Below are 26,277 nucleotides of genomic sequence, written 5' to 3' on the forward strand. Positions count from 1 at the left end.
CGGCACCGTCCCCCTGAACAAGGGGGCCGCGCTACCAGGCGGCAGAAAGGCACGGGCCGTGGCATCCACGGTCACCTCCCGCCCCGGATACGGACAGCTGCTGCGCACCCGCGGCGCCTGGACGTTTCTCCTGCCCGGCTTCGCGGCACGCCAGCCCTTCGCGATGCTGACCATCTCCATCGTGCTGCTCGTGCAGCACACCACCGGCTCGTACGGCGTCGCCGGCGCCGTGTCGGCCGTCACCGGCGTCTCCATGGCGGTGTTCGCCCCCTTCGGCGGCAAGCTCGCCGACCGGTTCGGCCAGCGGGCCGTTCTGGTGCCCGGCGTCCTCATCCACACCGTCTCGGTGCTCTCCCTGACGGTGCTCGCGCTCTCGGACGCCCCCTTGTGGGCCCTCTTCGTCGCCGCGGTGCCCACCGGCGCCTCGCAGCCGCAGATCAGCCCCATGGTGCGGGCCCGCTGGGGCGTCAAGCTCCAGGACACCCCGCTCGCCGGCACGGCTGCCGCCTTCGAGTCGGTGACGGACGAGCTGACGTTCGTCCTCGGCCCGCTCTTCGCGACCGCGCTGTGCACGACCATCGACCCGGCGGCCGGTCTCTTCACGGAGGCCGGACTGACCCTGGTGGGCGGCCTGCTGTTCGCCGCGCAGAAGAGCACCCAGCCCAAGCCCGCCTCCCGCGAGGAGCACGCGCGCGTGGAGCACACCTCGGCGCTGCGCATCCCCGGTGTGCGGGTCCTGATCGTGACCTTCCTGGGCATCGGCGCCGTCTTCGGCGGCATGCAGGTCTCGCTTGCCGCCTTCACCGAGTCCATCGGCGAGCCCGGCCTGAACGGCGTCCTGTACGGCACGTTCGCGGCCGGCAACATGCTCTCCGGGCTCGTCTGCGGCGCCATCGCCTGGAAGATCGCCCCGCAGCGGCGCCTCCTCGTCGGGTACGCGGCGCTGACCCTGATGGCCTCCGGGCTGTGGGCCGCGCACTCCGTGGTGCTCCTCGCCGGGCTCGGCCTCCTGGTCGGCGTCTGCATCGCGCCCGCCCTGATCACCGGCTACACCTTGGTCGACCGTCTCGTGGACCCCTCCGGCCGCACCGAGGCGTTCACCTGGCTCACCGGTGCCGTCGCGCTCGGCCAGGCCGCGGCCGTCACGGTCGCGGGACAGCTGGAGGACCGCTTCTGGGACGGCGCCGGATTCCTGGTGCCGCTCGGCGGTACGGCCCTGGCTCTCGCGGTGCTCGTGACCCTGCGCTCGCGGCTCGTTCCGCGCTCGGTCGGACGCACCGTGGCACGTGGCGTGGGTCACCGCGAGCCGGTCACGGTGGACTGATCTCGCGGAATAGGTCACTATGGATCGTCGTTAGCACTCATCGAGTGAGAGTGCCAGGAGGAAGCAAGTGCCGACGTACCAGTACCAGTGCACCGAATGCGGCGAGGGCCTCGAGGCGGTGCAGAAGTTCACGGATGACGCTTTGACCGTGTGCCCCAGCTGCGACGGACGCCTCAAGAAGGTGTTCTCGGCCGTCGGCATCGTCTTCAAGGGCTCCGGTTTCTACCGCAACGACAGCCGCGGTTCGTCGTCGAGCAGCACGCCGTCGACCGCGAACGCGTCGAAGTCCTCGGACTCCAAGGACTCGAAGTCGTCGGACTCCAAGTCCACCGCGAGCGCTTCGGCGTCCTCTTCCTCGTCGTCGGACTCGAAGTCGTCGGGCTCCTCCTCGGGGTCGTCGGCCGGCTCCTCGAGCTCGTCGGCCGCCTAGTTTCTCTTTCCGGGTCCCCGCTGTCGTACGGCAGCGGGGACCTCGGCATTTCCCGGCCCGGCTACTGTGCTCGGCATGGTGAATACGGCGAACGCGAACACGGCGAACGCGACGCGGGCCGAGATCGGTGTCATCGGCGGCTCCGGCTTCTACTCCTTCCTCGACAACGTGACCGAACTCCAGGTCGACACTCCCTACGGGGCGCCCAGCGACTCCCTGTTCGTCGGGGACCTCGCCGGGCGGCGGGTCGCGTTCCTGCCCCGGCACGGCCGCGGACACCATCTGCCGCCGCATCGCATCAACTACCGCGCCAACCTGTGGGCGCTGCGCTCCGTGGGTGTGCGGCAGGTGCTCGGTCCGTGTGCGGTGGGCGGGCTGCGGCCCGAGTTCGGGCCGGGGACTCTGCTGGTGCCCGATCAGCTCGTGGACCGCACCAAGTCGCGTACGCAGACGTATTTCGACGGGGTTCCGCTGCCGGATGGGAGCATTCCGAACGTCGTGCACGTGTCGCTTGCCGACCCGTACTGCCCCGCCGGGCGCAGCGCCGCGCTGAAGGCGGCCCGGGGGCGGGAGTGGGAGCCGGTGGACGGCGGGACGCTCGTGGTGATCGAGGGGCCACGGTTCTCGACCCGGGCCGAATCGCTCTGGCACGCGGCGCAGGGCTGGTCGGTGGTCGGCATGACCGGGCACCCCGAGGCCGTGCTCGCCCGTGAACTGGAGCTCTGCTACACGTCGTTGACGCTGGTCACGGACCTGGACGCGGGTGCGGAGAGCGGCGAGGGCGTCTCGCACGAAGAGGTGCTCCAGGTGTTCGCGGCGAATGTGGACCGGCTGCGGACGGTGCTGTTCGACGCGGTGGCGGGGCTGCCCGCCGAGGGTGAGCGGGACTGTCTGTGCGCGGGGGCGCTGGGCGGGATGGAGCCGGGGATTCCGTTGCCGTGAGGGGCCCGCATCGCCTGCCTAGGCCGGAAGTTGGGCCGGAACGTAGGCCGGAACTTCCCCTTCGGGTGACGGAGTTGTCCACAACCGGCGAGTAGTGCACGGGGCTCAGCGGGATTCGGCGCGGGCCTGCATCGTGAGAGCGGAAGGCAAGATCCGCAGCTCTCCCGAGCTCCCGAACTCTCCGCAGGTGGTGGCCGACATGCCGCAGGTTTCCTCAGACATCTCCTCCCCTTCACCTCCCCCGCCGTGCCCGGTCCCGCACTTCTCTCCCGTACGGGTACGGGGCGGGCACCGGCGCCTGCGAAGGCTGCTGCGTCACAGGCGGCGGGCCATGGCCGCGGGGCTGGCCGTGACCGCTGCGGCGCTCGTGGCCGCCGGACCGCGTGATGCCGGGCAGGTGCGGGCGCAGGGGCCTCCGACCGCTGCCGCCGCCGCGCCTTCGCGGGCCGAGCAGCCGCGGGCCGCCGCCATGGTGACGGCGCCGGTGCGGATCGCGGACGCGGAGACGGTGCGTCTGCTGCACCGCGGCGACCGGGTCGACGTCGTGGCCTCGGACGGATCGACGTCGCGGGTGGTGGCGGCCGGGGCGAGGGTGACCGAGGTGCCCGAGCGTCAGGCGGGCGATGCCGAAAGCGCCGCCGAGGCAGGGGCGTTGCTCGTGCTCTCCGTGCCACGGGCGACGGCGACGCGGCTCGCCGGAGCGGGCGCGGGCATGCGTCTGGCGGTGACCCTGTGCTGACTCACGATGTGTGCGACTGCACCGATCTTCTGTCAAGTCGCTCGTTCGGCTTACCCAATTGGACAGTCCTACCAGGCCCTGACGTAGTTTGCGAAGCTGTCTGTTTCACGAACTGCATGTGCAACGAAAGGCCTCGTGGTGAGCGAGAAGAACGAGCCGAGTCTCTGGGAGGGCTTCAAGGCCTTCCTGATGCGCGGCAATGTCGTCGACCTGGCGGTCGCGGTGGTCATCGGAGCCGCGTTCACGAACATCGTGAACTCCGTGGTGAAGGGTGTCATCAACCCGCTGGTCGGCGCCTTCGGGACGAAGGACCTCGACCACTACAGCTCGTGTCTTCAGTCGCCGTGTGTCGTGAAGGCGGACGGCACCGTCGAGAGCGGCATCCCGATCATGTGGGGTTCCGTCCTCAGCGCGACCCTCAGCTTTGTGATCACCGCGGCCGTCGTCTACTTCCTGATGGTGCTGCCCATGGCGAAGTATCTGGCGCGGCAGGCCGCGCGGAGGGCCGAGAAGGAGGGCACTCAGGAGGTCATCGACATCACGGAGCTGGAGGTCCTCAAGGAGATCCGCGACGCCGTGGTGGCGCAGCGCGGCTCGGGGCACGACGAGCGCTAGCGCGCGCTCAGAAGTGGTGGGGCGGCTTCTCGTCGAGGAAGCGCGCCAAATCGGCGGCGCTGTCGCCGCCGGCCGAAGGCCGCTCGCCCCACCCGCGGTCCGTGTCGTCCGAGGACTGCTGCGACAGCGGATCGTCGAAGACCAGAGCGCTCTTGGGATTCCGCAGCTTCTTCGGCGCCTCGGAGTCCTTCGGGGTCTCCGGGGTCTCCGGGGTCTCCGATCCCTTCGGATCGCGCGGTTCGGGGGTGGGGGCGGTGCTCATGCGTCCAGGGTACGTCGGTGGGGCATCGCAGCGTCCTTCAGACGGCTGTGAGCCCTTGAGCTGCGAAGATCTCCCTGGCGGCGGCCACCTGCCCGGGGGTCGGCGAGGGGGTGTCGCGCAGGGTGAAGTCCTTGCCGAGGGCGTCCCACTTCGCCTCGCCCAGCTTGTGGAAGGGCAGCACGTCGACGCGCGAGACGTTGCCGAGCGAGGCGGCGTAGCGGGCGACGCCCTCGATGTTCTCCGGGTCGTCGGTGAGGCCGGGGACGAGGACGAAGCGCACCCAGACGTCCTTGCCGAGGTCCGCGAGACGGCGAGCGAAGTCGAGGGTGGGTCGCAGCGGCCGCCCGGTGACCCTCTTGTACGTGTCGCGGTCCCAGGACTTGATGTCCAGGAGCACGAGGTCGACGTCACGCAGCAGGGCGTCGGTGGCGCGCACGCCGAGGAAGCCGGAGGTGTCCAGGGCGGTGTGCAGGCCCAGTTCGTGCTTGAGGCGGTGCAGCAGTTCGCCGGTGAAGACGGGCTGCAGGAGGGGTTCGCCGCCGCTGACGGTGGCTCCGCCGCCCGCCGCCGCGATGAACTTGGTGTACTTGGCGGCTTCCTTGATCACGTCGTCGGCGCTGGTCCGCTTACCGTTCCGCATCCGCCAGGTGTCGGGGTTGTGGCAGTACAGGCAGGTCAGCGGGCAGCCCGAGAGGAATGTGACGAAGCGGGTCCCGGGGCCGTCGACGCCGGTGGACAGGTCCCAGGAGTGGAGGGACCCGTTGACGGGGCGCCGGGTGACCGCGGCCGCCGGGGTCTCCGGTGTCGCCGTGTCGAGCAGAACAGCCATGGCAAGACTCCCGGACTGCTGAGGGGCTCAGAGGGAGCCGTGGAAGGTGCGGTTGATGACGTCGAGCTGCTGGTCGCGGGTCAGGCGGACGAAGTTGACCGCGTAACCGGAGACCCGGATGGTCAGCTGTGGGTAGTTCTCCGGGTGCTCCATGGCGTCCTGGAGCGTCGCCTTGTCGAGCACGTTGACGTTCATGTGGAAGCCGTCGCTCGCCATGTAGCCGTCGAGGACTCCGGAGAGGTTCCGGACCCGCTCTCCTGGGGTGCGGCCCAGGGCGTCCGGCGTGATGGTGTTGGTGAGCGAGATGCCGTCCTCGGCGTCGTCGTAGTCGAGCTTGGCGACCGACAGCGCGGAGGCGATGTAGCCGTGCTGGTCACGGCCGTTCATCGGGTTGGCGCCGGGGGCGAACGGCTCGCCCGCGCGGCGGCCGTCGGGGGTGTTGCCGGTCTTCTTGCCGTAGACGACGTTCGAGGTGATCGTCAGGACGGACTGGGTGTGCACCGCGTTCCGGTAGGTCGGGTGCTGCCGGATCTTGCCCATGAAGTCCGAGACGATGCGCCGGGCGATGTGGTCGGCACGCTCGTCGTTGTTGCCGTAGGCGGGGTATTCGCCCTCGATCTCGTAGTCGACGGCGAGGCCCGTCTCGTCGCGGATGACCTTGACCTTCGCGTGCTTGATGGCGGAGAGCGAGTCGGCGGCGACGGACAGGCCCGCGATGCCGCACGCCATCGTGCGCAGGATCTCCCGGTCGTGCAGCGCCATCTCGATGCGCTCGTAGGCGTACTTGTCGTGCATGTAGTGGATGACGTTCAGCGCGTGGACGTACGTCTTGCCGAGCCAGCCGAGCATGGCGTCGTAGCGCTCGACGACGGTGTCGTAGTCCAGGTAGTCGCCCTCGATGGGCTCGAAGCCCTCGACGACGCGCTTGCCGGTCTTCTCGTCGCGGCCGCCGTTGATCGCGTAGAGGAGGGCCTTGGCGACGTTGACACGGGCTCCGAAGAACTGCATCTGCTTGCCGACGGCCATCGCCGAGACACAGCAGGCGATGGCGGTGTCGTCGCCGTACTTGGGGCGCATCAGGTCGTCGGACTCGAACTGGATGGCCGAGGTGTCGATGGCGACCTTGGCTGCGAAGTCCTTGAAGCCCTTGGGCAGTTCGCGTGCCCAGAAGACCGTCAGGTTCGGCTCGGGGGCGGGGCCCAGGTTGTAGAGGGTCTGCAGGGCACGGAACGTGGTGCGGGAGACGAGCGGGCGGCCGTCCTCACCGATGCCGGCCATCGACCAGGCGACCCAGGTCGGGTCGCCGGAGAAGCCCTCGTTGTACTCGGGGGTGCGCAGGAAGCGGACGATGCGGAGCTTGATGACGAAGTCGTCGATGAACTCCTGGGCCTCGGTCTCGGTGATGCGGCCGGCCTCGATGTCGCGCTGGAGGTAGATGTCGAGGAAGTTGTCGATGCGGCCGATCGACATGGCCGCGCCGTTCTGCTCCTTCACGGCGGCCAGGTAGGCGAAGTACAGCCACTGGACGGCTTCGCGTCCCGAGGTGGCGGGGCCGGAGATGTCGTGGCCGTAGGACAGCGCCATGGACTTCAGCTCGCCGAGCGCCTTGATCTGCTCGGAGGTCTCCTCGCGGGCCCGGATGACGTCCTCGGTGGCCCATTCCTCGGCAAGGAGGTCCCTGTCGGCTTCCTTCTCGGCGATGAGGCGGTCGACTCCGTAGAGCGCGACGCGGCGGTAGTCGCCGATGATGCGGCCGCGGCCGTAGGCGTCGGGCAGGCCGGTGATGATGCCCGAGGAGCGGCAGGCGCGGATCTCGGGCGTGTAGGCGTCGAAGACACCTTCGTTGTGGGTCTTGCGGAGGTAGGTGTAGATGTCCTTGACCTCGGGGTCGGCTTCGTAGCCGTAGGCGTTGAGCGCGCCCTCGACCATCCGCCAGCCGCCGTTGGGCATGATGGCGCGCTTGAGCGGGGCATCGGTCTGAAGGCCGACGATCAGGTCGCGGTCGGCGTCGACGTAGCCGGGCCTGAAGGCGTCGATGCGGGACGGGGTCGTCACGTCCACGTCGTGGATGCCGCGCTCGATCTCCGCGGGGAACATCGCCAGGAGCTTCTGCCAGACCTGGGTGGTGCGTTCGGTCGCGCCGGTCAGGAAGGAGCCGTCGCCCTCGTACGGGGTGTAGTTCTGCTGCACGAAGTCGCGGACGTCGACGGCGTCCCGCCACAGGCCGCCCTTGAAACCGTCCCACGCCTCGCCGTGCACCGTTGCTTCCGCAGGAGTGGCAGTCATGGTCCGCACCTTTCGTATCGCTTCGTCGCTACACCTCCATTCCACTCCGGTTTGATCGATCAGGGAGGCCGCAATGGTCCTCGATCGAGGGCTGAAAGTCCCCTTTCTTCCCGTCTAGGGCCCCACAGAAGCGCCGGGACCGGAAAACGAGGGTGGGCCGAGTGCTCCCACACTCGGCCCACCCGGACCACACAGCTCACGCCAACCGAGGCGTCAGCTCGGGGACTCCGCGCCCTTGCGGGCGTAGAACCACCAGCAGACCGCGATACAGCTGACGTAGAAGGCCACAAAGCCCCACATCGCACTGGTGACCGCGAAGTTGGCGAACATCGCCGGGATGAAGAAGAAGCCGTAGGCCGCGATGGCGGAGGTGAATCCGGTGACGGCGCCGGCCTCCATCTCGGACTGCTTCAGCGCCTTCGTGTAGGCGGGGGTGCCCTCCGTCAGGCCCTTCAGGTGCTGGGCGCGGAAGATCACCGGGATCTGGCGGAACGTCGAGCCGTTGCCGATGCCCGAGAAGAAGAACGCGCACAGGAAGCAGACGAAGAAGCCCCAGAAGTTGCCGTTGTCGCCGCCGGAGGGGAGGAAGTTGATCACGCCGATGATCGAGAGCGCCATGCCGACGAACGAGATGATGGTGACCCTGGCCCCGCCGATCTTGTCCGCGATCCAGCCGCCGGCCCAGCGGGCGAGCGCGCCCACGGCCGGGCCCATCCAGGCGTACGTGGCCGCGGAGTAGGCCGCGTCGAGCGGCGTGAACGTGGTCTTGATGAGCATCGGCAGAGCTGCCGCGAAGCCGATGAAGGAACCGAACGTGCCGACGTAGAGCCAGGTCATCAGCCAGTTGTGCTTGCGCTTGAAGATGATCTTCTGCTGGCTGAAGGGGGTCGATGCGACCTTCAGGTCGTTCTGGCCGAACCACGCGACGGCGGCCAGGATCACCAGGACGGGCACCCACAGGAACGCGGCGTTCTGCAGCCACACGGGCGTGCCGTCCGCCTTGTGCTGGGCCGAGCCGACCGCGAGGACCGAGCTGGTGATGACGATCGGGGTGGCCAGCTGGACGACGGAGACACCGAGGTTGCCGAGGCCGCCGTTGATGCCGGTGGCGTTGCCCTTGTCGCGCTTGGGGAAGAAGAAGCCGATGTTGGCGAGGGACGAGGCGAAGTTCGCGCCGCCGACACCACAGAGGGCCGCGATGGCGATCATCACGCCGTACGACGTGTTCGGGTCCTGCACCGCGATGCCGAGCCAGATCAGCGGGATGACCAGGACGACCGTGGAGAGCGCGGTGAAGCGGCGCTGGCCGATCATCGGGCCGAGGAAGGTGTAGAGGACGCGCGCCGTGCCGCCGGTGATGCCGGGGACGGCCGTCAGCCAGAACAGCTGCGAGGTGGAGAAGCCGAAGCCGACGTCCTTGAGGTTGGTCGCCGTGACCGACCACACCTGCCAGACGACGAACGCGACCAGGAGGGCGGGGACCGCGATCCACAGGTTGCGGACGGCGACCTTCTTGCCGATGGACTTCCAGAAGAGCTCGTTCTCCGGCTCCCAGTCGGTGATGGTCTTGCCGGGGCGGTACTGCGCGGGGTCGTACGTACTGCCCGCTGGCGCGGTCCGCGTTTCTTGGGCGGCAGGCGATGTCATGTTGGATCCCAGTTCGCTACGGGTCCCGACCTTGCTCCGGGGCCTGACATATCCACCGTCGCGTGCGCGGTTCTTCGGGAGCAGAGGCGTAGGACATGCGTCGACCGGCCCAAAGACACGAAGATCAGAGGGCCTTCGGACGTTCGGGCCTCGGCTGCTTCTGACGGATCTCCGGGGCTCGGGTTCCCCCGCGTGATACGCAAGTCGGCATGGCTTCCTCGAACTCCTCCACCAGGCCGCGCACCAGCTCCCTCTCCGATGTCGCCGGTCTCCGCGTGGGCCATGCCACCCGCGTCGCGCCCACCCACGCGGGCCACCTCACCGGATGCACCGTCGTGCTCGCCCCGGAGGGCGGCGCCGTCGTGGCCGTGGATGTGCGTGGCGGCGGACCCGGCACCCGCGAGACGGACGCCCTGGACCCCCGCAATCTGGTCCAGCGCGTCGAGGCCGTGGTGCTGACCGGCGGCAGCGCGTACGGCCTGGACTCCGCGACCGGCGTGATGGCGTGGCTGGAGGAGCGGGGCCGGGGCGTGCGGGTCGGCCCCGATCCCGCTCACGTCGTCCCCGTGGTCCCGGCCGCCTGCGTCTTCGACCTCGGCCGGGGCGGCGACTTCGCGGCACGCCCCGACGCCTCGACGGGCCGCGCCGCGGTGGAGGCCGCCGCGGGCAGCGAGCCGTTCACGCCCGTCGAGGAGGGGAACGTGGGCGCGGGCACCGGAGCCGTGGTCGGAAAGGTCAAGGGAGGTGTCGGCAGCGCGAGCGTCCGGCTGGACTCGGGCATCACCGTGGCCGCCCTGGTCGTGGCGAACGCGGCGGGCTCGGGGGTCGACGCGGGGACGGGGGCGCTGTACGGGCGGTTCTTCGAGGGCCGGCGGGTGGCCTACCCCGCCCCTGAGGTGCACGAGGAGGCCGCGCGCCGCCTCGCCGAAGTTGCCGCCAAGAGCGGGCCGCCGCCGCTGAACACCACCTTCGCCGTGGTCGCCACGGACGCCGAACTCACCAAGGCCCAGGCGCAGAAGCTCGCGGGCACGTCGCACGACGGCATGGCGCGCGCCGTGCGCCCCGTCCACCTTCTCAACGACGGGGACACCGTCTTCGCCCTCGCGACCGGCGAGCACCTCTTGGCCGCCGACAGCCCCCTCGCCCTGAACGAAATCCTCGCGGCGGGCGCGGACATGGTGACGGCGGCGATCGTCAGGGCGCTCCTGGCCGCGGAGTCCGTCGAGACGCCGGGCGGCATCTTCCCCTCGTACCGCGACCTTTACGGCGGCCTCGGCAGCGAGCGAGCCGAGTAGTTGCCGAATGGCCGCGGAGCGAGGCCTGTTGGGCAGCCGGCGGGCCATGTCCATGTGCCCGCGCTCACATCAAGCGGAAGGAACCTCTCCGCCCGTGAGCCGCTCTTAACCCTTACTGGATCAGAACGCGCACTTCGCACAAAGATGGAGCAGCCCGTGACAACGTCGCACATAGCCAAGCCCCGGCGACGCACCCTTCTGGCGGCCACCGCACTCGCCGCGGTCGGTGCGCTCACCCTCACGGCCTGTGGCGGCGACGCGGATGCCGATGGCGACAGCGACGGCAAGAACGGCAAGAACAAGACCCAGGGCGCCGACATCACCATCTCGGCGAAGGACGGCTCGACCGGCGCGTCCATCAACGCCACCGGCGTCAAGGTCGAGGGCGGCAAGCTGACCGAGGTGAAGATGACCCTGGTCTCCACCGGGGCGGCGGTCGACGGCACGCTCTCCGCCGACGGCTCCAGCTGGAAGCCCAAGGCCCAGCTGGAGCGCGGCATGAAGTACAAGATCACCGCCGACGCGAAGGACACCAAGGGCAAGGAGGCGACGGAGAACTCGATCTTCACCACCGTCTCCAAGGACAACAGCTTCATCGGCAGTTACACCCCCGACGGCGGCACGAAGGTCGGCGTCGGCATGCCGGTCTCCTTCAACTTCGACAAGGCGATCACCGAGAAGCAGTCCGTCCAGTCGCACATCAAGGTCACCACCGACAGCGGCCAGAAGGTCGTCGGCCACTGGTTCGGCGACCAGCGCCTGGACTTCAGGCCCGAGGAGTACTGGAAGGCCGGCGCCAAGGTCACGATGAAGATCGACCTGGAGGGCGTGAAGGGCGCGGACGGCGCCACCGGCGTACAGAACAAGACGGTCAGCTTCACCGTGGGCCGCGCGCAGGTCTCCACGGTCGACGTGAAGGCCAAGAAGATGACGGTCGAGCGCGACGGCAAGGTCATCAAGACCATCCCGATCTCCGCGGGCAGCCCGTCGAACCCCACGTACAACGGCAAGATGGTGATCTCCGAGAAGTTCACCCAGACCCGCATGAACGGCGACACGGTCGGCTTCGGCGGTGAGTACGACATCAAGGACGTCCCGCACGCCATGCGCCTGTCGTCGTCCGGCACCTTCATCCACGGCAACTACTGGGGCTCGCCCTCGATCTTCGGCAGCGCCAACACCAGCCACGGCTGCGTCGGGCTGCGGGACGCGCAGGGTGCGGGCGACTCCAGCACGCCGGGCGCGTGGTTCTACGACAACTCCCTCATCGGGGACATCGTGACGGTCAAGGGATCCCCGGACGAGACCATCGCCCCGGACAACGGCCTGAACGGCTGGAACATGTCCTGGAGCGAGTGGACGGCAGGCAGCGCGGGCTGATTCCGGCCGCCGCCCCTGCCCCTCCCCCAACCCCTCTCACCAGCCCCAACACCGCGAGCCGCACGGGAACTTGCCGTGCGGCTCGTCCGTTTTCCAGTTCCCGGACATGATGTCCGACCCAGGGGCTACGGTATGCACTCACAAGGTGACATGCAGCAACGCCGGGAGAGACCTTGAGCGTTCCGTACGAGTACGAGACGGCGTACGAGCCCCAGTCTGCCGAGCAGAATTCTCCGCACTCCCCGCAGGAGCATCTCGAGCGGCTTCTTCGCCGCGCCATGAACTCCTTCGACCTGCCGGACGACACGATAGGGCGTCTGGACTCGGCCCTGGCGTACGACAGTTCGCTGCACTCCGCGCATCACAGCGCGGGCCTGCACCGCGAGACGTACCGCCACACATGGCTGCTCGCCGACGCGGACGCGCTCACCCTCTGGGAGCTCGTGCACAACACCGGCCCCGGCAGCCACCCCCAGTACGAGGTGTACGCGGACGAGGAGGAGGCCGGGGTCGCCACCTCGCGTCTGCCGCTCCCGCCCGACACCCTCTCCGCCGCCTGCGAGCAGCCCGTCGTGCTCCAGCTCCCGGTCGCCGACGAACCCCGTCATACGTACGTGCCGGACGACTCCGCGGATCATGGCCGCCGGCTGCTGCGCCGCGCGGAGAACTCGGTGAGCGAGGGGCGCCCCGGCGAGGACCTGGAGCGGTTATTGCGCTCGGCGTTCGCGCACCAGATCACGCAGGCCTTCGGCCGCCCCTGCCTGGTCGGCGAGGCGCGCCTCTGCTTCTCGCTCTACGAGCACGCGTTCCTGCTCTTCGACGGCAGCGAGCTCAGCCTCTGGGAGGTCGAGCACACGGTCACGCCCGACAAGCGGCACCGCTGCGAGGTGTACGCCTCCGAGGAAGCGGCCCGCGCGGCGATGGAGCAGCGCGCCAGGAACATTCCGCAGCAGCGCACGAAGTAGGGGCTGCCCGCGCACGAGGCGAGGTTCAGGGGCGGCCGTCGCCGAACTGCCGCACCAGACCGGCGAAGGCGGCGCGCTCGTCCGCCGTCAGCTCGACCGTCTCGGCGCGCGGCGGGCCCGTCTGCGCGGGCACCGCACCCAGCGCACGGGACGTGCGCCAGACATCCACGTCAGCCTGGTCGCGCCGCATCACCCGCACCAGGCCCACGGCCCAGACGACGGTCGCCGCGGCCAGGACGGCCACGCCTGCCTGCTGGAGGATCGAGACATTCTGGAGCATGCCGCACAGTAGACAACACGATCCGGGGCTTACGACAGGGGTGTTGTGGGACTTACGTCCTGAAGTGATGCATGTCGCACAACACCCCTCATAGGGGCCGAACCCTCCGGGACCAGAGGCCAAACCCTCCGGGACTCGGTCAGCCGGGCTCAGCGGTCAGCCGTTCTCAGACGGCCGCCGGCACCCGCTTCTCCGTCACCGCTTCCTCGCCCGTGCTGCCGCTCTCCGAAGGCACCGCCTTCCGGGTGCCCTTGAGCAGGATGACCGCCACGGTCGAGACGCCGACTCCGGCGGCGATCGCCACCAGGTACAGCAGCGGCTGGCCGATGAGCGGCACCACGAAGATGCCGCCGTGCGGGGCCCGCAGCGTGCAGCCGAAGGCCATCGACAGGGCGCCGGTGACCGCGCCGCCCGCCATCGACGCCGGGATCACCCGCAGCGGGTCGGCCGCGGCGAACGGGATCGCGCCCTCCGTGATGAAGGAGGCGCCCAGGAACCAGGCCGCCTTGCCGTTCTCGCGCTCGGTCCTGGTGAAGAGGCGTCCGCGGATCGTGGTGGCGAGGGCCATGGCGAGCGGCGGGACCATGCCGGCCGCCATCACCGCGGCCATGACCTTGAGGCTGCCCTCGGTCGGGTTGGCGAGGCCGCCGACGGCGAAGGCGTACGCGACCTTGTTCAGCGGGCCGCCGAGGTCGAAGCACATCATCAGGCCGAGGATGACGCCCAGGATGATGGCGTTGGCGCCGGACAGGCCTTCCAGCCAGTCCGTGAGCGCGCTCTGCAGCTCCGCGATCGGCTTTCCGATGACGAGGAACATCAGGAAACCGACGACCGCGGACGAGATCAACGGGATCACGACCACAGGCATGATCCCGCGCAGCACGGCCGGGATCCTCACGCGCTGGATGCCCATGACGACCGCGCCCGCGATCAGGCCCGCCGCGAGGCCGCCCAGGAAGCCCGCGTTGATCGTGACGGCGACGGAACCGCCGACGAATCCGGGGACGAGCCCTGGCCGGTCGGCCATTCCGTACGCGATGTAACCCGCGAGGACCGGCACCAGGAAGGCGAAGGCGAGTCCGCCGATCTGGAAGAGGAGCGCGGCCCAGCTCGTGGTGTCCGTCCACACGAAGTGCTCGGCGACGGACGGCGCCTTGTCGATCTTCCAGCCGCCGATGGCGAAGCCGAGCGCGATGAGGAGGCCACCGGCCGCGACGAACGGGACCATGTAACTGACGCCGGACATCAGCCACTTGCGCAGCTTGGTGCCGTAACCGTCCTCGCTGTCACCGGTGTTGTCGACGGGGCTGGGCCCGACGTCCGCGGTGATCTCGCCGCGGGCCGCCTTCGCCCGCACCTCGGCGATGAGCTCGGCGGGCCTGCTGATACCTGCCTTCACCCCGACGTCGACGGTGGGCTTCCCACCGAATCGGTCCTTGTCCCGTACGGGGACGTCGTGCGCGAAGATGACCGCGTCCGCAGCGGCGATGACGGCCGGGTCGAGGCGGGTGAAGCCCGCTGACCCCTGAGTCTCCACCGTCAGCTCTACGCCTGCCTCGCGGGCCGCGTTCTCGAGGGACTCGGCGGCCATGTACGTGTGCGCGATGCCCGTCGGGCAGGACGTGACGGCGACGATGCGGAACGGCTGCTCCGGAGTGGGGGTGTGCTCCGGGGTGGGGTCGTCGTTCCCGGGGGTCGGGTCCGTGGGTTCTTCCGCCGCGCCGGTGGCAGCGGACTCCCCGCTGATCAGAGCTGCTGCCGTCTGCGCGTCCTCCGCCGCCCGCAGCGCGCTCGTGAACTCCTCGTCCATCAACTGCCGTGCCAGCGAGGAGAGAATCGTCAGGTGGGCGTCGTCCGCGCCCGCCGGGGCCGCGATCAGGAAGATCAGGTCGGCGGGGCCGTCCGGAGCCCCGAAGTCGATGCCCTCGGCCGAGCGGCCGAAGGCCAGGGTCGGCTCGGTGACGTGGGCACTGCGGCAGTGCGGGATGCCGATGCCGCCGTCGAGGCCGGTCGGCATCTGCGCCTCGCGGGCCGCCACGTCGGCGAGGAACCCGTCCAGATCGGTCACCCGGCCCAGGGCCACCATGCGCTCGGCGAGGGCACGGGCCGCCGCTTCCTTCGTTGTGGCGGACCGGTCGATTTCGAGGTCGACCAGTTCCGCGGTGATCATCTCGCTCATCGCGGGCTCCTTCGCACGCGTATCGCCCGGAGGGCGGGGGTGGGGACGGGGGTGCTGCGGGTGGGGACAGGGGTACTGCAGGCGGGGACGGGGGAGCTGCGGGGAGTTCGGGACGTCATGACGCCGGCTCCGTCAGTACGCGGTCCAGGGGGACCTCCGAGGTGACGGTGACGGCGTCGGGCGCGAGGTCGGCGGGGGTCGGCATCGCGCTGCCGGGGAGCTGGACCGCTGCCGCGCCGTGCGCCACGGCCGAGGCGAGGGCGGTGACGCCGGTGCCGCCCGCGACGAGGAAACCGGCGAGCGATGAGTCACCGGCTCCGACGTTGCTGCGTACGACGTCGACCGGCGCGCAGGCGAAGTACGCGCCAGAGTCGTCCACCAGGAGCTGGCCGTCCGCGCCGAGGCTGGCGAGCACGGCCCGCGCGCCCAGCTGCCGCAGTTCCTCGGCCGCCTTGACCGCGTCACCGACGGTCGCCAGCGGGCGGCCAACGGCTTCGGCGAGCTCCTCCGCGTTCGGCTTGACGACGTCGGGGCGTCCGGCGAGGGCGGCGAGCAGGGCGGGGCCCGAGGTGTCGAGGGCGATACGGGCGCCGGCGGCGTGCGCGCGGGCCACCAGGTCGGCGTACCAGGAGGGGGCGAGCCCGCGGGGCAGGCTGCCGCAGCAGGCGATCCAGTCGGCGCCGACGGAACGCTCCCGTACGGTGGAGAGCAGCAACTCGGCTTCGGCAGCGCTCAGTTCGGGACCGGCCGCATTGATCTTGGTGAGCGTTCCGTCCGGTTCGGCCACGGCGATGTTGGAGCGGGTCTGGCCGGCGACCGGGACCGGCGCGACCTGGATGCCCTGCTCGTCGAGGAGCTGGGCCACGAGTGCGCCGGGCGCGCCGCCGAGGGGCAGGACCGCGAGCGTCGTCGCGCCCGCCGCCGCGACCGCCCTCGACACGTTGACGCCCTTGCCGCCCGGGTCCATGCGGTCACCGGTGGCCCGGATGACCTCGCCGCGGTCCAGCGAGGGGACCTCGTAGGTGCGGTCGAGGGAGGGGTTGGGGGTGACGGTGAGGATCATGCGCGTACGTACCGTTTCCTTGCTGACCTGCGTGGTGTCGCTCTTGGGTGTGTCCGCGCCGCTCATGCTCGGATCACCTCCGTGCCGCCGCTCTCGATCGCCGCGGCGTCCTCGGGGCTGAGGCCGCTGTCGGTGATCAGCAGATCCACGTCCGCCAGGTCACCGAAGCGCGCGAAGTGCTCCTGCCCGTGCTTGGTGGAGTCCGCGAGGAGCACCACACGGCGGGCCGCGCCGATCGCCGCGCGCTTGACGGCGGCTTCGGCGAGGTCGGGGGTGGTCAGACCGGCCTGTGCGGAGAAGCCGTTCGCGGCGACGAAGAGGACGTCGGCGCGGATCTCTCCGTACGCCCGCAGCGCCCACGCGTCGACGGCGGCGCGCGTACGGCTGCGGACGCGGCCTCCGATGAGGTGGAGCTGGATGCCGGGGTGGTCGGCGAGGCGCGCTGCGGTGGGCAGGCCGTGCGTCACGACGGTGAACGTCGCTTCCAGCGGGAGGGAGGCCGCGAGGCGGGCGACGGTCGAACCGGCGTCGAGGATGACGCTGCCTTCGGCGGGGAGTTCGGCGAGGGCGGCGTGGGCGATGCGGTCCTTCTCGTCGGCCGCCGTTCCCTCGCGCTCGGCGAGGTCGGGCTCGAAGTCGAGGCGCCCGGCCGGTATGGCACCGCCGTGCACCCGGCGCACCATGCCCGCGCGGTCGAGGGCCTTCAGGTCGCGCCGGATGGTCTCGGCGGTGACCTTGAACTCCTCGGCGAGCGACAGGACGTCGACCCGGCCGCCGTCGCGCGCGAGCCGCAGGATCTCCTGCTGCCGCTCCGGTGCGTACATGTCCGTTTGCCTCCGCCGGATGCCCGAGTGTGTGGTTTCCCCTGCAGAGTACGACTGCTTTCCCGCAAAGTCCACAGGTCCGGACTCAGTACGGACATAAACGGACTTCGCAGATCATGAACGCGGCCCGGTCAGAGCCTGAGCTCCGACCGGGCCGCGCCCCGCCACTCCCGCGCTCAGGAGGTCAACGCGGGCTCCCGCTTGCCGAGTTCATCACCGGATTCCTGGACGGCCGCGTCCTCGGTGCCACCGCTTCCGTCACCGCCCTCCACGTGCTGCCGCGGCTTCGACGGCAGGGCGAACATCAGCAGGAAGATGGCGACAAGCACGCCGACGACCCACCACAGCGAGTTCTGGAACGCGCCCACGATCTCCATGGGCATCTCGCTCCGCGCCGCCTTCTCGTTGATCACGCCGAAGAACACCACCGAGACCAGGCCGAGCCCGAGCGCCGTACCCATCTGCTGCACGGTGTTGAGCAGCCCGGACGCGGACCCGGAGTGCTCACGCGGCACGTCCGACAGGATGGCGTCGGTCAGCGGCGCGACGATGAAGCCCATGCCCGCGCCCATCACGAGCAGCGGCAGCGCCATCTGCCAGGACGCGATGCCCGCGCCGTACCGGTCCGCCTCCCAGATGTAGAGCAGCACCCCGGCGGCCATGAGGAGCGCGCCGCCCTGCAGCACCTTGCGCCCGAACCGGGGTACGAGCTTCTGCACGGACATACCGGCCGCCACCGAGACGGCGATCGAGAACGGAATGCCGGTCGTGCCGGCCCGCAGCGCGGTCCAGCCGAGCCCCGTCTGCATGTAGAGCGTCCAGACCAGGAAGAAGATGCCCATCGTGACACCGAACACGGTCTGCACCGCGATGCCCGCGGCGAAGCTCTTCACCTTGAACAGGGAGAGTTCCACGAGGGGCGAACCGTCCTTGGCCGCCTTCGCCTTCTCGTACGCGATGAGCGCGCCGAAGACGACGAGTCCGCCCGCCATCATCGCGTAACCCCACAGCGGCCAGTCCAACTCCCGCCCACGGGTGAGCGGGTAGAGGACCATCAGCAGGCCGAGCGTGACGAGGACGACGCCGACGAGGTCGAGCTTGAGGGCCTTCGGCGCCTTGGACTCGGTGATGAACTTGCTGCCGAGGATCAGCCCCGCGATCCCGACCGGCAGGTTGATGAGGAAGATCGGCCGCCACTCGAGCCCGAAGAGGTTCCACTGGGTCAGCAGCGCGCCGAGCAGCGGTCCCGATACGGCGCCGAGCCCCACGATCATCCCGAAGAGCCCGAAGACCTTGCCGCGCTCGTGCGCGGGGAAGGTGGCGTGCACGATCGACAGGACCTGAGGCACCATCATCGCGGCCATGCCGCCCTGCAGGATCCGGGACGCGACCAGCATCTCCGGGTTGGCGGCGAACCCGCAGAGCGCGGAGGCGACGGTGAAGCCGCCGATCCCTATCAGGAACATCCGCTTGCGCCCGTGGATGTCACCGAGTCGCCCGCCCGTGATGAGCCCGGCGGCGAACGCGAGCGCGTAGCCCGCGGTGATCCACTGGATCTGGCTGTAAGAGGCGCCTGCTTCCTCCTGGATGGACGGGATCGCGATGTTGACGATGGTGACGTCGACGAGGTCCATGAACGCCGCCGTCATCACGATGGCGAGGGCGAACCAGCGGCGCCGGTCGGCTGCGGCGGCGTCCGATCCGGGGGGTGTGGTGGCGGGGCTGCTGTAAGTCATGGGAGGAGACTAGAAGTCATATAGGCCAGACTGTGTCCTAGATGGGCGGCATCCTGAGGAACATGACTTCACTTTCGGGCACGACTTCGGAAAGGTCCGGCTCCGGGTCCGGGGGCGGCTCCGGCTCAGGGGGTACGGACACCCCCGCTCGGCTGCTGCAGCTCCTCTCCCTCCTCCAGACCCCGCGCGAGTGGCCGGGCGGGGAGCTGTCGGACCGGCTCGGCGTCAGCCGTCGCACGGTGAGGCGCGACATCGACCGGCTGCGGGACCTCGGCTACCCGGTACAGGCCAGCCAGGGGGCGACCGGTGGCTACCGCCTGGTCGCCGGCAAGGCGATGCCGCCGCTCGTCCTTGACGACGAGGAGGCGGTGGCGATCGCGGTGGGGCTGCGGGCCGGGGCGGGGCACGCGGTGGAGGGCGTGGAGGAGGCGTCGGTCCGGGCCCTGGCGAAACTCGAACAGGTCCTGCCCTCCCGCCTGCGCCACCGCGTCCAGACCCTCCAGATCGCGACGACCCCGCTGACCAGCGGCGACGGCGCGAGCATCGCGCCCGAGACGCTCACGGTCATGGCGTCCGCGGCGGCGGGCCAGGAGCGCCTGCGCTTCGCGTACCGATCCGGTGACGGCACGGAGTCCCGCCGTCTGACGGAGCCGCATCGTCTCGTGTCGACGGGACGGCGCTGGTATCTCGTGGCGTACGACATCGACCGCGACGACTGGCGCACGTTCCGGGTGGACCGGGTGTCGTCGCCCTTCGCGACCGGCGCCCGCTTCGTGCCGCGGGAGCTGCCCACGGGGGACGCCGCGGAGTTCATCCGCCGGTCGATGTGGCGGGGGCAGCCTTCGTACGCGATCGACGTGACGTTCGAGGCGTCCGCGGAGGCCGTCGCCGGGGCGTTCCCCTCGGCGCTGGGTACGCCGGAGCCCCTTTCGGCCACGAGGTGCCGCCTCCGCTCGGAGGTGACGGACTCCATCGAATGGCTCGCGCTTCGCCTTGCCACGGCCGGCTGCGATTTCGTGGCCCATGGCCCACCGGAACTCATCACTTCCCTCCGGGAACTGGGCACCCGCCTGACGCGAGCGTCGTCCCCCTGACCGGCCCCATGCCGCCCACGGCCTTGACGCCTTACGGCGGCTCCGCGCGACGGCCCGCACGGCCGCGCTTCGCGCCAGCGCCTGCAGGCCGTGGGGGGACGATCCTGAACCGCGCTCCGCGCGGATCTCTCCCACCCACCCACCCGATTGCCCGGGGGTGACGGACGGGTGGGGCCCCGGGGCGACCAAGGAAGGCAACCCGGGGTGACGGGCGGGTGGGCGGGAAACATCCGCGCGGAGCGCGGTACAGGTTTGCGCGGAGCGCAGGAAGCCGGGGCGAGGGGGACACCCCGGGCCGGCCGAGGAAGGCAACCGGGTTGACGGGTGGGTGGGCGGGAGAAAACCGCGCGGAGCGCGGTACAGGTTTGCGCGGAGCGCGGGGAGCCGGGAGCGTCCCGGCACCAAGAGAGCCCCGGTGCCGGGGGGGAATGGCACCGGGGCTCAGCTGAGGGGCGGCTTTGCGGGCCGCCAAAGGCCTACGCCGCTGCGTCGAAGCCCGTGTCCCGAGCCAGCTTCTTCAGCTCGAGCAGCGCATGCTTCTCGATCTGGCGGATCCGCTCCCGCGTCAGACCATGCTGCTTGCCGACCTCCGTAAGCGTCCGCTCGCGGCCGTCCTCGATGCCGTACCGCATCTTGATGATGGAGGCCGTGCGCTGGTCGAGGCGGCCGATCAGGTCGTCAAGCTCCTCGCTGCGCAGCAACGTCAGGACGGACTGCTCGGGCGAGACCGCGGAGGTGTCCTCGAGGAGGTCACCGAACTGCGTGTCGCCGTTGTCGTCGACGCCCATGTTGAGCGAGACCGGGTCACGCGCCCAGTCCAGGACGTCCGTGACACGCGCGGGCGTGGAGTCCAGCTCCGCCGCGACCTCTTCCGGCTCGGGGTCGCGTCCGTTCTTGCGGTTGAACTCACGCATGACCCGGCGGATACGGCCCAGCTCCTCCACCAGGTGGACGGGCAGCCGGATCGTGCGGGACTGGTCGGCTATGGAGCGCGTGATGGCCTGACGGATCCACCACGTGGCGTACGTGGAGAACTTGAAGCCCTTGGCGTAGTCGAACTTCTCGACCGCGCGGACCAGGCCCGCGTTCCCCTCCTGGATCAGGTCGAGCAGCGGCAGACCACTGCGCGGATAGCGGCGGGCCACGGCGACGACCAGACGCAGGTTCGACCGGATGAAGACGTCCTTCGCCCGCTCGCCGTCGGCGACGAGCGCCTCGAGCTCCTCGCGGGACGCGGAGGCGCCGGGGACGGAGTCCTCGACGTCGCCGTCGAGTATCTTCCGGGCATAGACACCGGCCTCGATGATCTGGGACAGCTCGACTTCCTTGGCGGCGTCGAGCAGCGGCGTACGCGCGATCTCGTCGAGGTACATGCCGACCAGGTCGCGGTCGGCGATCTCCCCGCCTACGGCGCGAACACTGCGTGCCGCGTCGGTCTCGCCGGTGGAGGCGGACTTACGACGGGCGACGGCACGGGTTGCCATGCGTGCTCCCTTGCGTGTGGAGGTCCTGGTCGGCCCTTTTCACGGGCCTCTGTGGTGGAAACCACACCCTTCCGGGTGCCCTGCTTCCGATGGAAACAACGACTGGAATCCGGACAGAATTCCCAAGCCGCGTAACTATTTTCCTGACGTTGCAGTACCCTGTGCCGCCACAAAGGGAGGCCGGATGCCGTCGGAGCGTAACGAGGTGCAGGTCAGGCCGGGCTCGGAGGCCGATCTGGGGGCCCTGACCGCCATCTACAACCACTACGTACGCGAGACGGCGGTCACATTCGACACGGCCGTCTTTCTGCCGGAAGAGCGCCGCCCTTGGCTGCTCTCCCACCCTGAAGACGGCCCCCACCGCCTCTTGGTTGCCCAGGAGCGGGATTCCGGCCTGATCCTCGGGTACACCACGAGTTCTCCTTTCCGGGTCAAGCCCGCGTACGCCACTTCGGTGGAAGTCAGCGTCTACTGCGCTCCGCATGCCGCGGGCCGCGGCATCGGCACCCTGCTCTACAAGGCGCTCTTCGAGGCCCTCGAAGGCGAGGACCTGCACCGCGCCTACGCCGGGATCGCCCAGCCGAACGACGCCTCCGGCCGCCTCCACGAACGTTTCGGCTTCCGGCACGTCGGCACGTACCGCGAGGTGGGCCGCAAGTTCGGCCGGTACTGGGACGTCGCCTGGTACGAGCGTCCCCTCGGCCCCCGGCACCGAAGCGGGTCCTAGGTCCCGACCCGGCCCGCCCTAAGCCCTGACCTAGGCCTCACCTAGGCCGCAAGGCCGTTACGCCCGCACCCCGGCCCGCCTACCGTGCCGCCATGGACACCACCGGCACCCTCGACGAAGCCCTGCAGCGCCTGCACGCCTCGGGCCCCGAGCGGCTCGGACGGCTCACCAACCACGCCCCGATGGCCGTCGAGGCGCTCGCCGCGCACGGCCACTCCGGTGCGGTCCACCGCTGGCTCGAGCTGTACGCGCCGAAGTTGGAGGAGTACCCCGGTGCGGTCGGAACAATCACCGACGACAACTGGCGCGAGGCACTCGGCGATCCGCGCCGGGCGGCGGACTGGATCGCGTACTTCGGCCGGCAGGTCGGCGAACGCCCGTGGCGCGAGGTGCTCGCCGCCTGGTGGCCGCTCCTGCTGCCCGGCCTGTACGGCGGCTCCACGCACCCGGTGATCCGCGTCGGCCACGCGGTCCGCACGCTCCTGTCCGGCGAGGCGACCGGACCCCGCGTCACGGAACTCGCCCACGGCCTCGGCTACTGGGCCGCCCGCCACCACCCCGTCACCGGCATCACGCTCCTGCCGCCGGGCGCCGGCACCGCTGCCGCCGCCCTGGACGCCGTCGAGCCGATCACGGACAGGGAAAGCGGTGGCTTCCCCGCCAGGCTGGGCCGGGTCGTGGGTCTGCCCGCGTGGGCGGCCACAGTGACGGACCCGGACGCGGCGCACCGCGCACTCACCGAGCTGGTGCACGCGGCCACCCACCGGTACGCCACCCACGGCCACGGCGAGGCGACCATGCTGGTGCACGCGGCGACGGCCCCCAACGCCGTGCTGCGCGCCCTGCCCGCGCTGCCCCGCACCCTGTGGGCGCCGAGCCTGCACGCGGCCTGGACGGCGTCGGCCGCCGTGACCTCGATGTACGCCCCGGACGCGCCGGTCACGTACACCGCACCCGGCACCTTCGCCCCCGAGGAGGTCTTCGAGCGGGCCCTGGCGCACGGCGACGAGCACGTCATCAAGTTCACCGACACGGCACTGGACGTGGGCGACGAGCGCGCCCTGGCGGCGGCCCTGCGCGCGATCGAGATCAGCGAACCGCTCGCCTAGGGCCTTCAGCGGTCAGCCGAACTGCACCGACCTCTTCGCGAGCCCCATCCAGAACCCGTCGATCACACTGCGCTGCCCGCCGAGGTCCCCCGCGGCCTCCGCGGCCCCCAGCGTCACGAAAAGGGGCGCGAAGTGCTCCGTGCGCGGATGTGCGAGCTCGCCCGCCGGAGACTTGTGCCGGAAGTCGAGGAGACCGTCGATGTCGCCCGCGTCGAGCGCCTCGTGCCCCCACGCGTCGAACTCCACCGACCACGACGGCGTACCGCGGTCCAGTTGCCGCAGCGCGGCCAGGTTGTGCGTGAAGAAGCCGCTGCCGACGATGAGCACACCCTCGTCCCGGAGCGGCGCGAGCTTGCGGCCGATGTCGAGGAGGCGGCGCGGGTCGAGGGTCGGCAGGGAGATCTGGAGCACGGGGACGTCCGCGTCGGGATACATCTCGACGAGCGGGACATACGCTCCGTGGTCGAGCCCGCGGTCCGGGATGTCCTGCACCGGCATACCCGCCCCGCGCAGCAATTTGCGTACGGAATCGGCCAGTTGGGGGGCACCCGGGGCCGCGTACGTGACCTGGTAGTAGTGCTCGGGGAAGCCCCAGAAGTCGTACACCAGCGGCAGCGTCCGCGTCGCGCCGATGGCCAGCGGGGCCTCCTCCCAGTGGGCGGAGACCATGAGGATGGCCTTGGGGTGCGGCAGCTCTGCCGACCAGGCGCGGAGCTGGTCCGGCCAGAGCGCGTCGTCGGCCAGTGGCGGTGCGCCGTGACTGAGGTACAGGGCGGGCATGCGCTCCTGGGTGGCGGTCATGGCGGCACCTCCGAGAACGTACGAGGGACGGTTTGTTCACACTGAAGCTTTTGCTTTAACTCTCAAGCTTTTCCGACGATGACCCTACTCCCTCATTGTTTAACTTTCAAGGAAGGGCTGCGTACAGTGGAGTACATGGACACGGCACCCACTTCTTCCCCCGACCTTCCCGACGGGGAACCGCGCTGGCTCGATGACGACGAACAGCGCACCTGGCTCGCGTATCTGCAGGCCACCACGCTCCTGGAGGATCACCTCGACCGCCAGTTGCAGCGTGACGCCGGCATGCCGCACATCTACTACGGCCTCCTGGTCCAGCTCTCCGTCGCCCCGCGGCGGCGCATGCGCATGACGGAGCTGGCCAGGAACACCAAGATCACCCGGTCCCGTCTCTCGCACGCCGTCGCGCGCCTGGAGAAGAACGGCTGGGTGCGCCGCGAGGACTGCCCCTCCGACAAGCGCGGCCAGTTCGCGATCCTCACCGACGACGGGTACGAGGTGCTGCGCAGGACCGCGCCCGGCCATGTCACCGCCGTGCGCCAGGCACTCTTCGACCGGCTCACCCCGGAACAGCAGAAGTCCCTCGGCGAGATCATGGTGATCGTCGCCGAGGGACTTCAGCCGAAGGAGGCGGGGGCGGACCTGCCCTGGCTCCGCTAGGCCCCTTGCCGAACCGGGTCAGTGCGCGACCACCGGAATCCTGATCTCGTCCTCGACACCCTCGCCGTCGCCGGAGCCCGACGCGGCCGGAGCGCCGCTCTGGGAACCGGTGTTGATGAGGGCGAAGGCGATCGCCGCGGCGGCGGCCAGGATGCCGACGGCCCACCAGATCGCGCTGGTGTAGCCCTCGACCATGGCCTGCGCCTGGACCAGCTTCTGGGCCGCGGGAGTCGTCGCACCCGCCGCGTGGTCCGCGATGTACGCGGTCGTGGCGGAGGCGGCGATGGTGTTCAGGAGAGCGGTGCCGATGGCGCCGCCGACCTGCTGCGAGGTGTTGACCATCGCGGAGGCGACACCCGAGTCACGCGGCTCCACACCGTGCGTGGCGAGCGACATGGCGGGCATGAACGCCGTACCCATGCCGAGGCCGAGCAGCAGCTGGCCGGGCAGGATCACACCGGCGTACGAAGTACCGACGTCGAGCTGCGTCAGGAACAGCATGCCCACGGCGGCGACCAGGAAGCCCGGACCCATGAGCAGCCGCGGCGGGACGCGGGTCATCAGGCGTGCGCCGATCTGCGTGGAGCCCGTGATCATGCCGACGATCATCGGCAGGAACGCGAAGCCGGTCTTCACCGGCGAGTAGCCCTGGACGATCTGGAGGTAGTACGTGAGGAACAGGAACAGGCCGAACATCGCGATGATCGCGAGGCCGAGCGAGAGGTAGACGCCACCGCGGTTGCGCTCGGTCAGGACGCGCAGCGGAAGCAGCGGCGACTTGACCTTCGCCTCGGTGAGGACGAACGCGGCGAGCAGGACGGCGGAGCCGACGAACATGCCGATGGTCAGGGAGTCCGACCAGCCGGCCGACTCGGCGCGCGTGAAGCCGTAGACAAGGGAGACCAGACCGAGGGTGGACAGGACCACACCCGGGATGTCGAGCGGCGAGCGGTTGCGGGCGCCGGCCGGCTCACGGATGACGAAGTAGGCGCCGAGTGCGGCGATGACGGCGAACGGGATGTTCACGAAGAACGTCCAGCGCCAGTTCAGGTACTCGGTGAGGAAGCCGCCGAGGATCAGGCCCACGGCGCCACCACCACCGGCGATCGCACCGTAGATGCCGAACGCCTTGGCGCGCTCCTTGGCATCGGTGAACATCACGGCGAGCAGCGAGAGGGCGGCGGGCGCGAGCAGCGCGCCGAACACACCCTGCAGGGCGCGGGCGCCCAGCATCATGGCCTCACCGGTGGCGGCGCCGCCGAGCGCGGAGGCCGCGGCGAAGCCGATCAGTCCGGTCACGAAGGTGCGCTTGCGGCCCCAGAGGTCGGCTATGCGGCCGCCGAAGAGCAGCAGGCCACCGAAGGCCAGGGCGTAGGCCGTGATGACCCACTGGCGGTTGCCGTCCGAGATGCCCAGGTCCTGTTGGGCGGAGGGCAGCGCAATGTTCACGATGGTCGCGTCGAGGACGACCATCAGCTGCGCGAGCGCGATGAATATCAGCGCTTTCCAGCGCCTCGGATCTGTTTCTGACATGGGAGTAGCCACCTAGCGGTACGTGTGGTGAAAAAGTGACGGAAAAGCGATGCGTTCGAGCGGCCCGGGTCAG

The 26,277-nt window shown here is 70.0% G+C and carries 24 protein-coding genes; 12 read left to right on the forward strand and 12 right to left on the reverse strand.

The features are described 5' to 3' along the window. Positions 1-58: 58 nt before the first annotated feature. From ACZ5U5_RS21970 to mscL, 5 genes are all read left to right on the forward strand, one after another. A complete protein-coding gene (locus tag ACZ5U5_RS21970; RefSeq protein ID WP_469024177.1) occupies positions 59-1,324 on the forward strand; it encodes an MFS transporter in 1,266 nt (421 codons plus the stop codon). A gap of 67 nt (positions 1,325-1,391) precedes the next feature. Further along, entirely contained in the window at positions 1,392-1,754 is a 363-nt protein-coding gene (locus ACZ5U5_RS21975) for an FmdB family zinc ribbon protein (protein WP_469024180.1), read from the forward strand. Positions 1,755-1,829: 75 nt separating this feature from the next. After that, positions 1,830-2,696 (forward strand): S-methyl-5'-thioadenosine phosphorylase, encoded by an 867-nt coding sequence (locus ACZ5U5_RS21980; protein WP_469024182.1) that lies wholly within the window; start codon positions 1,830-1,832, stop codon positions 2,694-2,696. Between the two features lie 331 nt (positions 2,697-3,027). Continuing rightward, entirely contained in the window at positions 3,028-3,435 is a 408-nt protein-coding gene (locus ACZ5U5_RS21985) for a hypothetical protein (protein ID WP_469024185.1), read from the forward strand. A 135-nt stretch (positions 3,436-3,570) separates the two neighbouring features. After that, positions 3,571-4,050 carry a large conductance mechanosensitive channel protein MscL gene (mscL, locus tag ACZ5U5_RS21990; protein WP_469024187.1) on the forward strand — a complete coding sequence of 160 codons (480 nt, stop codon included), beginning with the start codon at positions 3,571-3,573 and terminating at the stop codon, positions 4,048-4,050. A 7-nt stretch (positions 4,051-4,057) separates the two neighbouring features. Here mscL and ACZ5U5_RS21995 read toward each other — a convergent pair whose 3' ends face one another. The 4 genes from ACZ5U5_RS21995 to ACZ5U5_RS22010 form a co-directional block, all read right to left on the reverse strand. Beyond that, positions 4,058-4,312: a hypothetical protein gene (locus ACZ5U5_RS21995; RefSeq protein WP_469024189.1), complete on the reverse strand. Its 255-nt coding sequence runs from the start codon at positions 4,310-4,312 to the stop codon at positions 4,058-4,060. Between the two features lie 37 nt (positions 4,313-4,349). Then, positions 4,350-5,141, reverse strand: coding sequence for a pyruvate formate-lyase-activating protein (pflA, locus tag ACZ5U5_RS22000; RefSeq protein ID WP_469024192.1), 792 nt, complete (start codon positions 5,139-5,141; stop codon positions 4,350-4,352). Between the two features lie 27 nt (positions 5,142-5,168). Beyond that, complete coding sequence (gene pflB, locus ACZ5U5_RS22005) at positions 5,169-7,427, reverse strand: formate C-acetyltransferase (protein ID WP_469024194.1); 2,259 nt, start codon at positions 7,425-7,427, stop codon at positions 5,169-5,171. 213 nt (positions 7,428-7,640) lie between these two features. Further along, complete coding sequence (locus ACZ5U5_RS22010; protein WP_469024197.1) at positions 7,641-9,074, reverse strand: NarK family nitrate/nitrite MFS transporter; 1,434 nt, start codon at positions 9,072-9,074, stop codon at positions 7,641-7,643. Between the two features lie 209 nt (positions 9,075-9,283). Here ACZ5U5_RS22010 and ACZ5U5_RS22015 point away from each other — a divergent pair, with 209 nt between their 5' ends. The 3 genes from ACZ5U5_RS22015 (at position 9,284) to ACZ5U5_RS22025 (ending at position 12,714) form a co-directional block, all read left to right on the forward strand. Then, positions 9,284-10,369, forward strand: a complete 1,086-nt coding sequence (locus ACZ5U5_RS22015; protein WP_469024199.1) for a P1 family peptidase — start codon at positions 9,284-9,286, stop codon at positions 10,367-10,369. 144 nt (positions 10,370-10,513) lie between these two features. Then, positions 10,514-11,749 (forward strand): L,D-transpeptidase, encoded by a 1,236-nt coding sequence (locus tag ACZ5U5_RS22020; protein ID WP_469024201.1) that lies wholly within the window; start codon positions 10,514-10,516, stop codon positions 11,747-11,749. A gap of 173 nt (positions 11,750-11,922) precedes the next feature. Beyond that, positions 11,923-12,714, forward strand: coding sequence for a DUF6227 family protein (locus ACZ5U5_RS22025; RefSeq protein WP_469024204.1), 792 nt, complete (start codon positions 11,923-11,925; stop codon positions 12,712-12,714). 25 nt (positions 12,715-12,739) lie between these two features. On the opposite strand, the gene ACZ5U5_RS22030 is transcribed toward ACZ5U5_RS22025, so the two are convergent. From ACZ5U5_RS22030 to ACZ5U5_RS22050, 5 genes are all read right to left on the reverse strand, one after another. Further along, entirely contained in the window at positions 12,740-12,994 is a 255-nt protein-coding gene (locus ACZ5U5_RS22030) for a hypothetical protein (RefSeq protein WP_469024207.1), read from the reverse strand. Between the two features lie 166 nt (positions 12,995-13,160). Then, the gene (locus ACZ5U5_RS22035; protein WP_469024210.1) at positions 13,161-15,173 is read right to left on the reverse strand and encodes a PTS fructose transporter subunit IIABC; all 2,013 of its coding nucleotides are present in this window, start codon (positions 15,171-15,173) and stop codon (positions 13,161-13,163) included. 115 nt (positions 15,174-15,288) lie between these two features. Continuing rightward, complete coding sequence (pfkB, locus tag ACZ5U5_RS22040) at positions 15,289-16,236, reverse strand: 1-phosphofructokinase (RefSeq protein ID WP_469024989.1); 948 nt, start codon at positions 16,234-16,236, stop codon at positions 15,289-15,291. Positions 16,237-16,298: 62 nt separating this feature from the next. Continuing rightward, the gene (locus ACZ5U5_RS22045) at positions 16,299-17,060 is read right to left on the reverse strand and encodes a DeoR/GlpR family DNA-binding transcription regulator (protein WP_453447830.1); all 762 of its coding nucleotides are present in this window, start codon (positions 17,058-17,060) and stop codon (positions 16,299-16,301) included. Positions 17,061-17,236: 176 nt separating this feature from the next. Beyond that, on the reverse strand, positions 17,237-18,796 hold the full coding sequence (locus tag ACZ5U5_RS22050; RefSeq protein WP_469024213.1) for an MFS transporter: 1,560 nt from the start codon (positions 18,794-18,796) through the stop codon (positions 17,237-17,239). Between the two features lie 62 nt (positions 18,797-18,858). On the opposite strand from ACZ5U5_RS22050, the gene ACZ5U5_RS22055 reads away from it, so the two are divergent. Further along, entirely contained in the window at positions 18,859-19,890 is a 1,032-nt protein-coding gene (locus ACZ5U5_RS22055; RefSeq protein ID WP_469024216.1) for a helix-turn-helix transcriptional regulator, read from the forward strand. A gap of 476 nt (positions 19,891-20,366) precedes the next feature. Here the strand turns inward: ACZ5U5_RS22055 and ACZ5U5_RS22060 are convergent, their stop codons facing one another. Continuing rightward, complete coding sequence (locus ACZ5U5_RS22060) at positions 20,367-21,374, reverse strand: sigma-70 family RNA polymerase sigma factor (protein WP_453689076.1); 1,008 nt, start codon at positions 21,372-21,374, stop codon at positions 20,367-20,369. A gap of 184 nt (positions 21,375-21,558) precedes the next feature. On the opposite strand from ACZ5U5_RS22060, the gene ACZ5U5_RS22065 reads away from it, so the two are divergent. Next, entirely contained in the window at positions 21,559-22,101 is a 543-nt protein-coding gene (locus ACZ5U5_RS22065) for a GNAT family N-acetyltransferase (RefSeq protein WP_469024220.1), read from the forward strand. 92 nt (positions 22,102-22,193) lie between these two features. Next, positions 22,194-23,210 carry a questin oxidase family protein gene (locus ACZ5U5_RS22070; protein WP_469024223.1) on the forward strand — a complete coding sequence of 339 codons (1,017 nt, stop codon included), beginning with the start codon at positions 22,194-22,196 and terminating at the stop codon, positions 23,208-23,210. 12 nt (positions 23,211-23,222) lie between these two features. On the opposite strand, the gene ACZ5U5_RS22075 is transcribed toward ACZ5U5_RS22070, so the two are convergent. Further along, positions 23,223-24,011, reverse strand: a complete 789-nt coding sequence (locus ACZ5U5_RS22075) for a dioxygenase family protein (RefSeq protein WP_469024225.1) — start codon at positions 24,009-24,011, stop codon at positions 23,223-23,225. A gap of 135 nt (positions 24,012-24,146) precedes the next feature. Here ACZ5U5_RS22075 and ACZ5U5_RS22080 point away from each other — a divergent pair, with 135 nt between their 5' ends. Then, complete coding sequence (locus tag ACZ5U5_RS22080) at positions 24,147-24,671, forward strand: MarR family winged helix-turn-helix transcriptional regulator (protein WP_469024228.1); 525 nt, start codon at positions 24,147-24,149, stop codon at positions 24,669-24,671. An 18-nt stretch (positions 24,672-24,689) separates the two neighbouring features. On the opposite strand, the gene ACZ5U5_RS22085 is transcribed toward ACZ5U5_RS22080, so the two are convergent. Then, positions 24,690-26,204, reverse strand: coding sequence for an MFS transporter (locus ACZ5U5_RS22085; protein ID WP_469024230.1), 1,515 nt, complete (start codon positions 26,202-26,204; stop codon positions 24,690-24,692). Positions 26,205-26,277 lie beyond the last annotated feature (73 nt).

It is taken from the genome of Streptomyces sp. NPDC033177 (assembly GCF_055577715.1).